Source organism: Aeromonas sp. BIGb0405 (assembly GCF_024807335.1).
In the GTDB taxonomy this organism is placed as follows: domain Bacteria; phylum Pseudomonadota; class Gammaproteobacteria; order Enterobacterales; family Aeromonadaceae; genus Aeromonas; species Aeromonas rivuli.
This window is the reverse complement of sequence record NZ_JANUEP010000013.1, coordinates 1-15,238: the sequence shown is the minus strand read 5'-3', so window position 1 is coordinate 15,238 and position 15,238 is coordinate 1. Positions and strand designations below refer to the sequence as shown.

The window sequence follows — 15,238 nt, the reverse complement described above, 5'->3', positions numbered from 1 at the left end:
TTCATGGGCGGCAATGGTCGCCAGCGCAGACGATGAACAGCACTCGGGAGGAGGCCCCCCATCATGCCAGGTAGCGGCGCGCCAGCTCATCCAGATGATGGCTCATGCTGAACTCCCGCTCGGCGCGCGCTCTGGCCGCCTGACCGAGTTGCTGGCGCAGTGCCTCATCCATCAGCAGTCGCTCAATCTGGGCGGCCAGCGCGGCCGGATCCGTGGGCACCGCCAACAGACCAACCTCCCCCAGTACCTCGGGCACGGCCCCCGTGCTGGCACCGACGATGGCCTTGCCCGCCGCCATCGCCTCTATCACCGTCAGGCCGAACGCCTCGTTATGGGAGGGAATGGCGACCAGATCCATGACCCGCAGCATGCGCGGGGTATCGCGGCGAAACCCGGTGAACAGCACCCGATCGCTCATGCCGGCCTCGGCGGCCCGCTGACGCAGTGCAGTGACCACCGCCTCGTCCGACCCCTCGCTCGCCGAGGTGCCCCCCACGATCAACAGATGCAGGTGCGGATGACGGGTTGCGAGCAGCAAGAAGGCTTCCAGCAGATCGCGCTGGCCCTTGCCACGGCCGATCCGGCCCAGTACCCCAAGCAGCAGCGCATCTTGCGCCACCCCCAGCTCGGCGCGGATCCCGGCAGGGAGCTCTTCGCAGGTGGCCAGATCGGTACCAAGCCAGAGCCGCTCGATACGCGAGGCGGGGAGCGGCAGCGCCTTGAGGTTGCGACGGCGAGTCTCGTCACTGATGGAGAGCACCAGATCCACCTTGCCGTAGATCCAGCGATGAAGCAGATCCCGCTTGGGACGCGTTACCCCCATGTGCTCGGTGAACAGCAGCCGCAACGGTAACAGGCTCTTGAGCGGGGCCCCCAGCAACAAGTCTCCGGACTTGTGGCAATGCACCAGCCGGATCGCTCGCGCCTTGAGCCAGCGCCGCAGGCTGAGCAGCTGACACAAGGCCTGACCACGGGAGTCTACCTCGAACACCTCGAAGCCCCGCTCCTTCATGCCCTCGGCCACCTTGCTGCCACGCAGCGCCAGGCCATAGAGCCGCCAGCCACGTTCCATCATGCCGCTGCCGACCCGTAGCGGATACATCTCCAGGCCACCCCACCCGCTAGAGAGGCAAATATGCAGTAACTGTGTCATTTCCCTTCCTCAACTCACGGCTCAAATAGACAGGGCGCCCCATCAGGCGCCCTGCAATTTCAATTATCCAACGCCGCTCGACTTAGCGGTTCAACCAGGCCATGTAGTCGGCAACGCCTTCGGCAACCGTCTTGAACTCGCCGTCATAACCGGCGCCGCGCAGGCGGGTCAGATCGGCCTGGGTGAAGCTCTGGTAACGGCCTCTGAGGTGATCCGGGAAGGGGATGTACTCTATGCTGCCCTGCTGATGGTGCTTGATCACCGCCTCGGCCACGCTCTGGAACGGCTCGGCACGGCCAGTACCACAGTTGAAGATGCCGGACTGTTGCGGGTTCTGCCAGAACCAGAGGTTCACCTTGCAGACATCATCCACATAGATGAAGTCGCGCATCTGGCCGCCATCGGGGAAACCGTCGCAGCCTTCGAACAGCTTGGGATTCTCGCCCTTCTTCACCTGGGTGTTGAGGTGGAAGGCAACCGATGCCATGGCGTCCTTGTGCTGCTCACGGGGGCCATAGACGTTGAAGTACTTCAGACCGACGACCTGGGAGTTGATCTCCGGCAGCCAGCGGCGCACGTACTGGTCGAACAGCTGCTTGGAGTAGCCGTAGACGTTGAGGGGCTGCTCGAACCTGGGATCTTCGATGAAGTTGTCATTGCGGCCACCATAGGTCGCGGCGGACGAGGCATAGATGAAGGGCGTCTCGCGCTCGATGCAGTAGTGGAACAGATCCTTGGAGTACTCGTAGTTGACCTCCATGATGAACTTGCCGTTCCACTCGGTGGTCGCGGAGCAGGCGCCTTCATGGAAGATCACCTCGATGCCGCCGTCCCACTCCTCGAACTCATCCCCGGAGACGATACGCGCCTGGAACTCGTCCTTGTCCATGTAATCGGCAATGGTCAGGTCGACCAGGTTGACGAACTTGGTGCCATCGGTCAGATCGTCGATGACCACCACATCGGTCCGCCCCATGGCATTGAGTTGCTTGACCAGATTGCTACCGATAAAGCCTGCACCGCCAGTTACTACGATCATGGAGTTTGCCTCGCCTGCGTTGATGCCCACGTGTGACGGCCGATTAAAGCTGTGTATAGTGAGCCAATTTGAAATTGCCGAAAAGTTTATCACGGGCCGCCAGGGGATACGACCTCGACGCAAGGCGGGCCCGGCAGAGGGACCAGCGATGAAAACCAGAGACAGGATCATTCACAGCGCCACCGAACTGTTCAACGACCAGGGCGAGCGCAACATCACCACCAACCATATCGCCGCCCACCTCGGTATCAGCCCGGGCAACCTCTACTACCACTTTCGCAATAAAGAGGACATCATCCACTCCATCTTCGACCAGTATGCCCGCCACCTGAGCGAGAGCTTTACCCCGGCACGCAGCAAGGAGATCAAGCTCGATGAGCTGATGGGCTACCTGGATGCCATCTTCTATCTGATGTGGCAGTTCCGTTTCTTCTACGCCAACCTGCCGGATATCCTCAGTCGCGACGAACTGTTGCAGCAGAAATATCTCAAGGCCCAGGAGCAGCTGAGATCCGCCGTGGAGGCCCTGCTCAAGAGTCTGCGCGAGGGGGGCATCATAGCGGTCAGCGACCAGGATCTGCCGGATCTGGGCCAGACCATCAAGATGGTGGTCACCTGCTGGATCCCGTTCCAGATAGCCCAGGCCCCCCATACCCGCATCACCAAGCCGCTGCTCTATCAGGGGGTGCTGAGGGTGCTCTTCCTGCTGCGACCCTATGTCCAGCCCCAGATCAGCGAACAGATCCAGCAGCTCGAACAACACTACCGTCAGCTGGCGCAGATTGATGGCTGACGCGGTGTGACAGGCTCTGGATTAGCCCGCAGCGGCGCAACATCTCCCGCTGACGCCGACAGGCGGCTGCGTCAGGGATCCATCCCCCACCCGATCCCGTCAGTTGTGTCTCCATCGCCGACCAGGGTCGGCGATAGCCCTTCGCCAACCACAAGCCAATTGACCCCTTTTTCCTCCGCAACCCTGACGCTGAGCCTCCCCGACTCAACTCGGCGGGTGATCTGTTTCACAGATGTTGAATATCAGCATAAAAATTTGAATTGATGCGGCGAAGTTGCAGTAAAATGTTGCCCAATATTGATACAAGGCTGTAATAGCCAATGAGGATCGAGGATGTCTAACGGATTCTATCGTCACCTGACCGAGCAGCTTGAGCAAGTGCAAGCTGAGGGCCTCTACAAGCAGGAACGCATCATCAGCTCGGCGCAACAGGCGAGCATCGCCGTGGGTCAGCAGCAGGTGTTGAACTTCTGCGCCAACAACTACCTCGGTCTGGCCAATCACCCCGAGCTGATTGCCGCCGCCAAGGCCGGCCTCGACAGCCACGGCTTCGGCATGGCCTCGGTACGCTTCATCTGCGGCACCCAGGACAGTCACAAGGTGCTGGAGCAGCAGCTCTCCGCCTTCCTCGGCACCGAGGACACCATCCTCTACTCCTCCTGTTTCGATGCCAACGGAGGTCTGTTCGAGACCCTGTTCGGGGCCGAAGACGCCATCATCTCCGATGCCCTCAACCACGCCTCCATCATCGATGGGGTCAGGCTGTGCAAGGCGAAACGCTACCGCTACGCCAACAATGACATGGCGGATCTGGAAGCCCAGCTCAAGCAGGCACAAGCCGATGGCGCCCGCTTCAAGCTGATCGCCACCGACGGTGTCTTCTCCATGGATGGGGTCATCGCCGACCTCAAGTCCGTGTGCGATCTGGCGGACAAATATGATGCCATGGTCATGGTGGATGACTCCCACGCCGTCGGTTTCATCGGCGAAAACGGTCGTGGCACCCACGAATACTGCGACGTACTGGACAGAGTCGACATCATCACCGGCACCCTGGGCAAGGCCCTCGGTGGCGCCTCCGGTGGCTACACCTCAGGCAAGAAAGAGGTGATCGACTGGTTGCGTCAGCGCTCGCGCCCCTATCTGTTCTCCAACTCCCTGGCGCCCTCCATCGTCTCGGCCACCCTCAAGGTGCTCGAGCTGCTGGAAAGCGGCCATGCCCTGCGCGCCCAGCTCAAAGAGAACAGCGACTACTTCCGCGCGCGCATGAGTGCCGCTGGTTTCACCCTGGCGGGCGCCGATCACGCCATCATCCCGGTGATGCTGGGGGATGCCAAGCTGGCCTCCGAGATGGCGACCCGCATGCTGGCCGAAGGCATCTATGTGGTGGGCTTCTCCTTCCCCGTGGTGCCCAAAGGCCAGGCGCGCATCCGCACCCAGATGTCTGCCGCCCACACCCGTGAGCAGCTGGACAAGGCCATCGATGCTTTCATCCGCATCGGCCGCGACCTGAACATCATCCAATAATATGAGGGGCCAGCAGGCCCCTTTTTAAAAGACCCATAGCTCCACCTCTGCACCGGGCTCGGCCCGTGAGGAACCGTCATGAAAGCACTCTCCAAACTCAAATCCGAACCCGGCATCTGGATGACGGATGTGCCCGCCCCCGAGCTCGGCCATAACGATCTGCTGATCAAGATCCGCAAGACCGCCATCTGCGGTACCGACATGCATATCTACAACTGGGACGAGTGGGCCCAGAAGACCATTCCCGTGCCCATGGTGGTCGGTCATGAATACGTGGGGGAAGTGGTCGCCATCGGCCAGGAAGTGCGTGGCTTCGCCATCGGCGACCGCGTCTCCGGCGAAGGCCACATCACCTGCGGACACTGCCGCAACTGCCGCGCCGGCCGCACCCACCTGTGCCGCAATACCGTCGGGGTCGGTGTCAACCGCCCGGGCAGCTTCGCCGAATATCTGGTGATCCCGGCCTTCAACGCCTTCAAGCTGCCGGACAATATCCCCGATGAACTGGCCGCCATCTTCGATCCCTTCGGCAATGCCGTGCACACCGCGCTCTCCTTCGATCTGGTCGGCGAAGACGTGCTCATCACCGGTGCCGGCCCCATCGGCATCATGGCCGCCGCCGTCTGCCGCCATGTGGGTGCCCGTCATGTAGTGATCACCGACGTCAACGAATACCGGCTCGAACTGGCCCGCAAGATGGGTGCCACCCGCGCCGTCAACGTCAGCAAGGAGTCCCTGGCCGATGTGATGGCAGATCTTGGCATGACCGAAGGCTTCGATGTCGGACTGGAGATGTCCGGTGTGCCCTCCGCCTTCCAGGACATGCTGGCCAAGATGAACCATGGCGGCAAGATAGCCATGCTCGGCATCCCCCCCTCCACCATGGCGATCGACTGGAATCAGGTCATCTTCAAGGGACTGTTTATCAAGGGTATCTACGGCCGGGAAATGTTTGAGACCTGGTACAAGATGGCGAGCCTCATCCAGTCAGGCCTGGATCTCAGCCCCATCATCACCCACCACTTCCATATCGATGACTTCCAGCAGGGCTTCGAAGCCATGGGGTCCGGCAAGTCTGGCAAAGTGATACTCAACTGGGATTAATGTTCTCCCAGGCCCCCTCTTATCCAGAAACCCGGCCCCGGCCGGGTTTCTGCTATAACCACCACAGGGAGCAGGGAGGCAGATCTGGCGCACAGACTGCTTAACACTTCACACACAAGCGTTTAAATGCTTGTAACTATTCGGTTATAATCCCGCCGTTTCTAGGGATAATAAGAGCCTGCTGGGAGTACATGAGCGTGTTGAGAAAACTGAGCTGTTTACTGGTCGCCGGCATTGCGGTTGCCAGCCTGTCCGGTGCCGCCCTTGCGGCAAAGAGTGCCGCCGACGAAATGTCGCCCGACGCTATCGCCGAACGGATCAAGCCCGTAGGTGATGTCTATACCGCCAAGGATCTGGAAGGGATAGCCCCGGCGGCCACCGCTAGTACCGCCTCGTCTGGTCCCCGTGATGGCGAGACTGTCTACAAGGGCGCCTGCTTCGCCTGTCACGATACCGGTGCCGCCGGTGCGCCCAAGCGCGGTGACAAGGCAGCCTGGGAACCCCGTGTGGCTCAGGGTTTCGACACCTTGCGCAAGCATGCCATCGAAGGCTTCACTGGCACCCATGGGGTCATGCCGCCACGCGGAACCTGTGCCAGCTGTAGTGATGAAGAGATTGAGAATGCCATTCACTTCATGACAGATAAAATCTAAGTCATTGAAAGGGCCGCAATTGCGGCCCTTTTATTATCATGGCTTGCGACTACCCTTGTAGGGTAGCGTCACCCGGGAGTCCATGATGTCCGCTAACCCTCTCGATCAGGATGCCCATCCCTTGCTGGCGCTGGTCAGCACCATCCTCGCCTTCCCGCCACCCGAACAAGCCAGCAGGGCGGATTACCATCAGCTGTTTGATGACCTTGAGCAACTCTGCCCTCTGCATCAGATAGGCCTGCTCGGTCTCGGTACCCAGGGCCCCGTCTGGCTGTTCGAGCGCAACCTTGATCCCATGTTCAAGGGGCAACTCGGCCGGGAAGAGCCTGCACTGAGCGAGCACCTGATGGCCCTGGATGCCAAGTTGGGCTGGTGTGTGCTGCCCATCAGCGAGGGGCAGGCACGCTGGTTGCTGGTGCAGGGCGACCCTCAGGACCAGGCCAGTCTCAGACTGCTGCTCGAGTGCCTGGCCAAGCGACTGGCGGAAGCCAATACTCACGCCAGACTGGCCGAACCCGCCTCACCGTTGATCGGCCGGGATCCCGCCTGGCAACACAAGATAGAGCAGATCAACCGCATCCTGCGTCTGGCCAACAGCCTGCCAACCCAGGCATTGTTGACCCAGTTGGATGCCGCGTTGCAACGCATTCTGGGCACCCATCAGCTGCGGCTGGTGCGCCTCGGGCGCAGCGAGATCAGTCACCTCTATCCAAGCCAGGACCCGGGAGATGATGATGTCATCCGCCAACTCTGCCACGAAACCAATCCGACCGAGCGGGAACTGGGCGGCCAACACTGGTGCAGTACGCCCCTGCGTTTGCAGCAGCACTACTTCGCCCATCTGCTGCTGGCGACCTCGGCGCCCCTGGGTACCGACGATCGCCTCTTCCTCGATTTCCTGCGTAACCAGCTCACTCTCTTGCTGGAGCTGGGCCAGATCCGTCAGCAACTGAACGAATTCAACTCCCCAGACCGGCTCAATCACCGCCTGCAGTTGCTACGTCAGGCCAATCTTCGCCTGCAAAAACAGCTGCGTCAGCACCAGGAGCTGGAACGCAAACTGCAATTCGATGCCCTGCATGATCCCCTCACCGGCCTGCCCAATCGCAGCCTGCTGATGAATCACCTCCATCACGCCATGAGCCACTATCAGCGTCATGGTGGCGTCGGTTTCACGGTGATCTTCCTCGATATCGATCACTTCAAGCAGATCAATGACGAACTCGGTCACAACAACGGCGATCTGCTGCTCAGGGAGCTGGGCCGTCGCCTGCAAAGCTGCCTGCGCCAGAATGATCTGCTGGCGCGGCTCGGGGGTGACGAGTTCGTCATCTATCTGGATAACAGCATGGGAGAGGAGGGAACCAGCCCGGTGCTGAACCGCATCATCAGCCGGCTCGATTACCCTTTCAGGCTGGCGGGCAAAGAGGTCACGGTGACGGTGAGCATGGGAGTGGCCAGCGTGTCCGAACAGAGTCAGGATGTGAGCGAGCTGCTCCATCAGGCGGATCTCGCCATGTACCAGGCCAAGCGCAATGGCCGCGCTCGGGTTGTCCACTACACGGTTGAGTGCATGGAACAAGCCTGGTCTTCACCAGAAGCCCTGTTGAGTAACGCCCTGGCCGAGGGGCGCATCATCCCCTACTTCCAGCCGGTGATCCGGCTCGAGGACAACTGTCTGGTGGGATTGGAGGTAATGGCACGCTGGATCACCCGGGAAGGTGAGCTCAAGGATGCCTTCGACTTCATCCCGCTGGCGGAGCAATGCGGTCTGATTGAGGCCCTTGATCATAAAATACTGCGTCAGAGCTGCCAGCAACTGCGCCACTGGCTACCCCAGGCGGGCCTGCGCAAGTTCAAGCTGGCCGTCAACCTGTGTGGTCAGCATCTGGCCAGTCCCGCCGCCATACAGGCGCTGCTCGCCATCATAGAAGAAGAAGGTGTCTGTCCCAGCTACCTCATCTTCGAATTCAACGAGCGGGAGTTGTCGCGCCAGCATGCAGATATCATTACCAGCCTGCATGAGCTCAGGGCAAAGGGCATACAGATCAGCCTGGATGACTTCGGATCCGGTTTTTCCTCCCTCAGTGCCCTGTTCCACTACCCGGTGGACTACGTCAAGGTAGACGATGGCCTCACTCACCGCATGCTGCACTCCCCCAAGGACCTGGCGCTGATCCGTGCCATGCGCGACATCTGCCGCGACCTGGATCTCAGCCTGGTGGTGGAGGGCATAGAGAGTCAGGCCCAGTTGCGTCAGCTGATCGAGCTGGCTTGCCCCTTCGGCCAGGGTCGCTACATATCGCCCCCCCTGCCGGGCAACGACATCACGCCGCTGCTGGGGGTAGCAACCAACCTGGAAGCGGATTGACTCCACTCGCGAGCAGGCTGTCAGGCGGTGGGGAGGATTAATCCTTCTTGAACATGGCGCGCAGATTGGCGACCCCGATCTGCCCCTTCTGCTGGCGCTCCTCCGCCGTCACCTGCTTCTGATTCTCCCACTCCAGATCGTCCTGGGGCAGCTCCAGCAGGAAGCGGCTCGGTTCGGGGCGCACCGACTCCCCATATTGGCGCCGCTCCTTGCAGAGGGTGAAGGTGAGTTCGGTCTGGGCGCGGGTGATGCCCACGTAGGCGAGGCGGCGCTCCTCCTCCACGTTGTCTTCATCTATGCTGGTCTGGTGCGGCAGCAGGCCCTCCTCCATGCCCACCATGAAGACATAGGGAAACTCCAGCCCCTTGGAGGCGTGCAGCGTCATCAACTGCACCTGATCGGCCTCATCTTCCCCCTCGTTACGCTCCATCATGTCCCGCAGGGTGAGTCGGGTGACCACTTGGGCGAGTGTCATCGACTCTTCCAACTCATCCCCCTCCAGCATCTCGGTGATCCAGCGATAGAGGGTGGAGACGTTCTGCATCCGCATCTCGGCAGCCTTGGGGCTGGGCGACGTCTCGTAGAGCCACTCTTCATAGTGGATCTCCTTGATCATGTCCCGCACAGCCTCCACCGGGTTGCCGCGCAGCGCCTGATCGCCAAGGCGCACCAGCCAGTTGGTGAAGGCCTGCAGGGCGACCAGCCCGCGACCGGAGAGATGCTGCTCCAGCCCCAGCTCGAAACTGGCGGCAAACAGGCTCTTGCCACGCTGGTTGGCATATTGGCCAAGCTTCTCCAGGGTGGTGGGGCCTATCTCCCGGCGCGGCAGGTTGACCACTCGCAAAAATGCTGTGTCCTCGTCCGGATTCACCAGCAGCTTGAGGTAGGCCATGATGTCCTTGATCTCGGTGCGCGAGAAAAACGAGGTGCCACCGGAGATGCGATAGGGGATGCGGTTGGTCATCAGCGCTTTTTCGAAGATGCGCGACTGATGGTTGCCCCGGTAGAGGATGGCGTAATCCTTGAAGCTGGTGCGATTCATGAACTTGTGGCCCATCAGCTCGGCGGCGATGCGCTCCGCTTCGTGTTCCTCATTCTTGGCAAACAACACCTTGATTGGCACCCCGTTATCGAGCTCGGAGAACAGCGCCTTGTCGAACACGTGGGGGTTGTTGGCGATCAGGATGTTGGCGCATTTCAGGATGCGCCGCTTGGAGCGGTAGTTCTGCTCCAGCTTGATGAGCTTGAGGCTGGGAAAATCCTCGTTGAGCAGCACCAGGTTCTGGGGCTTGGCACCACGCCAGGAGTAGATCGACTGGTCATCGTCCCCCACCACGGTGAAACGGGCCCGCTCGCCGACAATCTGCTTCACCAGCTCGTACTGGCTGGTGTTGGTGTCCTGATACTCATCGACCAACAGGTAGCGGATCTTGTTCTGCCAGCGGGTGCGCACCTCGTCGTTGCTCTTGAGCAGCAGGGTCGGCATCACGATGAGATCATCAAAATCCAGTGCATTGTAGGCCACCATCTGGCGGTGATAACGCTCATAGAGCTGGGCCATCAGCACCTCTTCGGGCCCCTGGGCGATGCGCATGGCGCGCGGGGGCAAGATGAGGTCATTCTTCCAGTTGGAGATCTGGCTGATGAGGGCAGACAACTTGTCCTTGTCGTTATCGAGCTCAGCCTCGGTCAACTCTTTCAGCAGCGCCAGCTGATCGGTGTCATCGAACAGAGAGAAGTTCGCCTTGAGATTCAGCGTCTTGTGCTCACGGCGAATGATATCCAGACCCAGGGTATGGAAGGTAGAGACCATCAGCCCCCGCGCCTCCTTGCGACCCAGGGTCTGGCCGACCCGTGCCTTCATCTCCCGCGCCGCCTTGTTGGTGAAGGTGACGGCGGCGATATTGCGCGCGTCATAGCCGCACTGCTGCACCAGATAGGCAATCTTGTTGGTGATGACGCGGGTCTTGCCCGATCCGGCACCCGCCAGCACCAGGCAAGGGCCGGAAACAAACTTGACCGCTTCATTCTGATTGGGGTTGAGCTTCATGGGCCGGATCTCTTGGCTTATGATGAGGGGCAGCATTGTAGCAGAGATAGCCGCATCCACCGAAATGGGCACGACACTTCACCTTGTGTTTGCCCGCCTTTTTCCGGATCATGGCCGACTTTTCCAAGAGATGACGAGGGGAGCATGAACCTGCAAGAACACGCCCGGCTGCGCGACCAGTTTCCGGCCCTGGCCCAACAGGTCAATGGCCACCCTCTCGTCTATCTCGACAATGCCGCCACCACCCACAAGCCTCATGCCGTACTGGCCGCGATGGACGGCTTCTATCGTACCGACAATGCCAACGTGCATCGCGCCGCCCATGCCCTGAGCGGTCGCGCCACCCTAGCCTTCGAGGGGGCCCGCGAGACCCTGGCCCGCTTTATCAATGCCCCTCATCAGCGCGAGATCATCTGGACCCGCGGCGCCACTGAGGCGATCAACCTGGTCGCCCAAAGCTGGGGGGAAAGCGAACTTGAGGTGGGGGATGAGATAGTGCTCAGCACCCTGGAGCACCACGCCAACATCGTCCCCTGGCAGCTGGTTGCCGAGCGCACCGGCGCCATCATCAAGGTGATCCCCCTGGACGAGCGTGGCGATCTGGATATGGTGGCCTACCTGACCATGCTGGGGCCGCGCACCCGGCTGGTGAGCGTCGCCCATGTCTCCAATGCCCTGGGCACCGTCAACCCGGTGAAACAGATAGTCGCCGCCGCCAAGACAGTCGGTGCCCTGACCCTGATCGATGGCGCTCAGGCGGTGGCTCACCTTGAGGTGGATGTGCAAGCCATTGGCTGCGACTTCTACGTTTTCTCCGGCCACAAGCTCTATGGCCCGACCGGCATAGGTGTGCTCTGGGGTAAAGCGGCCCTGCTGGAACGGATGCCACCCTGGCAGGCGGGGGGCGAGATGATCGACAGGGTCAGTTTCAGCGGCACCAGTTTCAACAGCCTGCCCTTCAAGTTCGAGGCGGGCACCCCCCATATCGCCGGCGCCATCGGCCTGGCCGCCGCCGTCGACTTTCTGCTCGCCCAGGACAGGGAGGCCATAGCGCGCTACGAAGCCGCGCTCATGGTGCAGCTGGTCGCGGGCCTGAAACAGATCCCTGGGCTGCGTCTCATCGGTGAGCCGCTGCAGCGATCCGGCGCCGTCTCTTTCCTGCTGGACGAGATCCACCCGCAAGATGCCGCCACCCTGCTCGACATGCAGGGGATCGCGCTGCGGGTCGGCCATCACTGCGCCATGCCGTTGATGGAGAGCCTTGGTATCAGTGGCACAATGCGGGCCTCCCTGGCCTGCTACAACAATCAAGATGATGTAGATGCCCTGCTGGCGGCGCTGCACAAGTTAAGTGACTTCTTTTAAGGCGGATGACCAGCATGCACACTCTCGAACGCTATACCGCCATCGGTATTGAGCCAAACGCCGACACCCTGCGTCAGCAGTTTGCAGCAGCCCATGGCTGGGAGAACCAATATCGACTCATCATCCAGCTCGGCAAGCAGCTGCCTGTATTGCCGCCCGAGTGGCAACAGGAAGATCATCGCCTCAAGGGTTGCGAGAGCCAGGCCTGGTTGAGAGGGGAGCGGAGTGAGGATGGTTGCTGGCACTTCGCCTGTGACTCCGATGCTCGCATCGTGCGCGGCCTCATTGTGCTGGTACTGGCAGCCTTCAATCACCAACGCGCAGAGGCAATCCAGGCTTTTGATATCGAAGCCTATTTCAGCGAGCTGGGGCTGGAGAAACACCTGAGCCCGTCGCGGGGCAACGGGCTCAGGGCCATAGTGCAGGGGATACGACTCCTGGCCGCCAGCTGAGTCACAGCGCCAAGCGCACTGCTGATACAAAGAGAGCGCCCTGAGGCGCTCTCTTCATTGCTGCGAGTCTGCCACTATCCTGTCAGCCTTGGCACCTCGCTCGGCTATCTTCTTCAGCACCCGGGATGCGGCCACCAGACCGAAGGTGGCGGTCACTGGTGTCACGGCGCCAAAACCCGAGGCACAATCCATCTTCATGTTGCCGTCACTGGTCGCCTTGGCGTGACAGGTGCCGCCATGGCCATCGGGGTAACTCAGCTGCTCGGTGGAGAAGACGCACTCCACCCCGAACCTGCGCGCCGGGTTCTTGCTGAAATTGTGCAACCGGCGCAAGTCGGATCGCACCTTGGCGGCCAGGGGATCCTGCACCGTCTTGGCCAGGTCTGCCACTGTGATTTGGGTCGGGTCCATCTGGCCGCCAGCGCCGCCTGCCACTATGACGGGGATCTTGTTGCGCTTGCAGAAAGCTATCAGCGCTACCTTGGCTTTGACCGAATCAATGGCATCGACCACATAGTCAAATTCCCGCTTGATATGCTCGGCCAGGTTGTCCGCCGTCACGAAGTCATCCACTTCCGTCACGGTGCAATCGGGGTTGATAGCCCGAATGCGCTCGGCCATCACTTCCGTCTTGAGACGGCCAACCGTGCCCTGCATGGCATGGATCTGGCGGTTGGTGTTGGTGATGCAGATGTCATCCATGTCGATCAGGGTGATCTGGTTGATGCCGGCCCGAGCCAGCGCCTCTGCCGCCCAGGAGCCAACCCCGCCGATCCCCACCACGCACACCCTGGCCTGGCTGAAGGCACCCAGTGCCTGCTGGCCATAGAGGCGGGCAATGCCCCCGAATCGCTGTAAATACTCTGCAGTCATACCATCACCTTGTTTGAAGGCCGTCATTATACCTGCCTGATCCCCAGGGTGCAGCCTGAACAGGGGGGAAGACGACATTGCACCAGCGTCAGTGTCTGATCCCTCTCATAATACTTCGACGAGATAGTCATTCAGACCTCGCAATGTGAGCCTGTGAGTGATGCAGTCCGGTGCATCCTCCGGGTGATGGGAGACAAACAGCAGTTGGCTGGGACTCTGACTCACCAGAAGGCTGATCCAGTGGCGCACCAGCTGACGATTGACCGCATCCAGCCCCTGCAGCGGCTCGTCGAGGATCAGCAAGGCAGGATGCTTGACCATGGCACGCACGATCAACAACAGACGCTGCTGACCCCAAGACAACTGCTGAAAGGAGCGATCCGCGTACTCCGCCATGCCAAGCAGCGTCAGCCAAGCCAGCGCCAGTTTGCGCTGCCTGTCCGTTGGCCGCTCATACAACCCTATGCTGTCATAGAAGCCGGACAACACCAGGGTCAGCGCCGAACAGTTGACCCTGTAATCCTGATGTAGACTCGAACTCACCAGGCCGATATGGCGCTTTATCTCCCAGATGGTCTCGCCACTGCCACGTCTGCGGCCAAACAGGGTCAGATCATTGGCATAACCCTGAGGATGATCCCCGCATACCAAACTCAACAGCGTAGACTTGCCCGCCCCGTTGGCGCCACAGAGGTGCCAGTGCTCCCCGGGTGCCACTCGCCAGTCCAGTCCCTCGATAACCGCCTCACCACCGTAGCTGACTCGCCCCTGACGCAGTATCACCAGAGGTTGCGACTCAGCCAGCGGCTCGGGGGAACTGTCGGCCTCCGGCAGAGGCAAGCTGGCCAGGGCCTGTTGCCGTGCAGCCGCCAGCAGTCGAGCCGATGCCAGCACCTCCTGACGTGACCCCCGAGTGAGCAAGGTTCCGTTCTCAAGCAAGCCCATGGATCCGATCCACTCCGGCGTCTCTTCGATGCGGTTCAAGATAAGGATCAGGGTGATACCACTCTGCTTGAGTACCAGCAAGGCGTCCGCCAACTGCCGGCGGGAGGTTTGATCCAGTCCCTCGAAGGGCTCGTCGAGCACCAACAAGCGAGGTTGCGCCATCAAGGCCTGGCAGAGCATGACCTTGCGCGTCTCCCCCGTCGACAAGTAGTGGAAGGGTCTCTCAAGCAGATGAGCAATACCAAATTGCGCCGCCAGGGCCTCGCAACGTGCCGCATCCCTGTGCTCGGCCTGGATCAACTGCCGGGTGAGCCAGCCATCCTCCTCTTCCGCCAGCAACCAGTCACTATTGCGCTGCTGCCAGTCGGCCGCCAACAAGGCTTGTAACCGCTCAAGGGAGATGAGCGCCAAGGGGGCTAAATCATGCTCGAACACCCCCGCCTTGGGGATCAACTCGTCGGCCAGGATCCTGGCGAGGGTCGATTTTCCGCTACCATTGCTGCCAATGAAAGCCCAGCACTCCCCTGCTGCAATCTCTAACGTATTTAAGGTAAAAATCCGTCCCTTGCTCAGCACAAACTGGGCATCAAGGCTGCTTATCCTTGCCATTACTCGCCATCCCACCCCTTTGATCCTAGAAACAGACTGCAGGCCAGCCATAAAAAATCCAAGTAAAAGCTGATGCAACCATCATCGGAAGCCCCTGGACATAGCTGGGGGAAAGGAGATGGCGTGCCATGCAGGGAAGTGATTGTGCGGAACAAGGGACAGGGCTCGCAGCGGTGCGAAAACGGAAAAGCAAAAAGGCCTTCCCGTGAGGGAAGGCCTTTTCTATTTATTGGCGGAGCGGACGGGACTCGAACCCGCGACCCCCGGCGTGACAGGCCGGTATTCTAACCAACTGAACTACCGC

General features: G+C 60.6%; 12 protein-coding genes. 7 read left to right on the top strand and 5 right to left on the bottom strand.

Annotated elements, in window-relative coordinates:
* Nucleotides 1-61 precede the first annotated feature (61 nt).
* Together M2366_RS18060 and rfaD are read right to left on the bottom strand one after the other, a co-directional pair.
* Nucleotides 62-1,153, bottom strand: a complete 1,092-nt coding sequence (locus M2366_RS18060; protein WP_259270330.1) for a glycosyltransferase family 4 protein — start codon at nucleotides 1,151-1,153, stop codon at nucleotides 62-64.
* An 82-nt stretch (nucleotides 1,154-1,235) separates the two neighbouring features.
* Entirely contained in the window at nucleotides 1,236-2,192 is a 957-nt protein-coding gene (gene rfaD, locus M2366_RS18055) for an ADP-glyceromanno-heptose 6-epimerase (RefSeq protein WP_224431592.1), read from the bottom strand.
* Between the two features lie 148 nt (nucleotides 2,193-2,340).
* Here rfaD and M2366_RS18050 point away from each other — a divergent pair, with 148 nt between their 5' ends.
* The 5 genes from M2366_RS18050 (at nucleotide 2,341) to M2366_RS18030 (ending at nucleotide 8,640) form a co-directional block, all read left to right on the top strand.
* Complete coding sequence (locus M2366_RS18050) at nucleotides 2,341-2,985, top strand: TetR/AcrR family transcriptional regulator (RefSeq protein WP_224431593.1); 645 nt, start codon at nucleotides 2,341-2,343, stop codon at nucleotides 2,983-2,985.
* A gap of 333 nt (nucleotides 2,986-3,318) precedes the next feature.
* A complete protein-coding gene (locus M2366_RS18045; protein WP_259237733.1) occupies nucleotides 3,319-4,512 on the top strand; it encodes a glycine C-acetyltransferase in 1,194 nt (397 codons plus the stop codon).
* Between the two features lie 78 nt (nucleotides 4,513-4,590).
* Nucleotides 4,591-5,616: an L-threonine 3-dehydrogenase gene (gene tdh, locus M2366_RS18040; protein ID WP_042044112.1), complete on the top strand. Its 1,026-nt coding sequence runs from the start codon at nucleotides 4,591-4,593 to the stop codon at nucleotides 5,614-5,616.
* A 191-nt stretch (nucleotides 5,617-5,807) separates the two neighbouring features.
* On the top strand, nucleotides 5,808-6,269 hold the full coding sequence (locus M2366_RS18035; protein ID WP_042044111.1) for a cytochrome c5 family protein: 462 nt from the start codon (nucleotides 5,808-5,810) through the stop codon (nucleotides 6,267-6,269).
* 85 nt (nucleotides 6,270-6,354) lie between these two features.
* Entirely contained in the window at nucleotides 6,355-8,640 is a 2,286-nt protein-coding gene (locus tag M2366_RS18030) for a bifunctional diguanylate cyclase/phosphodiesterase (protein ID WP_259270329.1), read from the top strand.
* Between the two features lie 37 nt (nucleotides 8,641-8,677).
* Here the strand turns inward: M2366_RS18030 and rep are convergent, their stop codons facing one another.
* Nucleotides 8,678-10,690 (bottom strand): DNA helicase Rep, encoded by a 2,013-nt coding sequence (gene rep / locus M2366_RS18025; RefSeq protein ID WP_259237741.1) that lies wholly within the window; start codon nucleotides 10,688-10,690, stop codon nucleotides 8,678-8,680.
* Nucleotides 10,691-10,834: 144 nt separating this feature from the next.
* Here rep and M2366_RS18020 point away from each other — a divergent pair, with 144 nt between their 5' ends.
* Complete coding sequence (locus tag M2366_RS18020) at nucleotides 10,835-12,055, top strand: aminotransferase class V-fold PLP-dependent enzyme (protein ID WP_259270328.1); 1,221 nt, start codon at nucleotides 10,835-10,837, stop codon at nucleotides 12,053-12,055.
* Nucleotides 12,056-12,069: 14 nt separating this feature from the next.
* Nucleotides 12,070-12,507 (top strand): SufE family protein, encoded by a 438-nt coding sequence (locus tag M2366_RS18015; protein WP_224431599.1) that lies wholly within the window; start codon nucleotides 12,070-12,072, stop codon nucleotides 12,505-12,507.
* A gap of 54 nt (nucleotides 12,508-12,561) precedes the next feature.
* On the opposite strand, the gene tcdA is transcribed toward M2366_RS18015, so the two are convergent.
* Entirely contained in the window at nucleotides 12,562-13,380 is an 819-nt protein-coding gene (gene tcdA, locus M2366_RS18010) for a tRNA cyclic N6-threonylcarbamoyladenosine(37) synthase TcdA (RefSeq protein ID WP_042044127.1), read from the bottom strand.
* Nucleotides 13,381-13,485: 105 nt separating this feature from the next.
* Nucleotides 13,486-14,934 carry a molybdate ABC transporter ATP-binding protein ModF gene (gene modF, locus M2366_RS18005; protein WP_259270327.1) on the bottom strand — a complete coding sequence of 483 codons (1,449 nt, stop codon included), beginning with the start codon at nucleotides 14,932-14,934 and terminating at the stop codon, nucleotides 13,486-13,488.
* Between the last annotated feature and the right edge of the window lie 304 nt (nucleotides 14,935-15,238).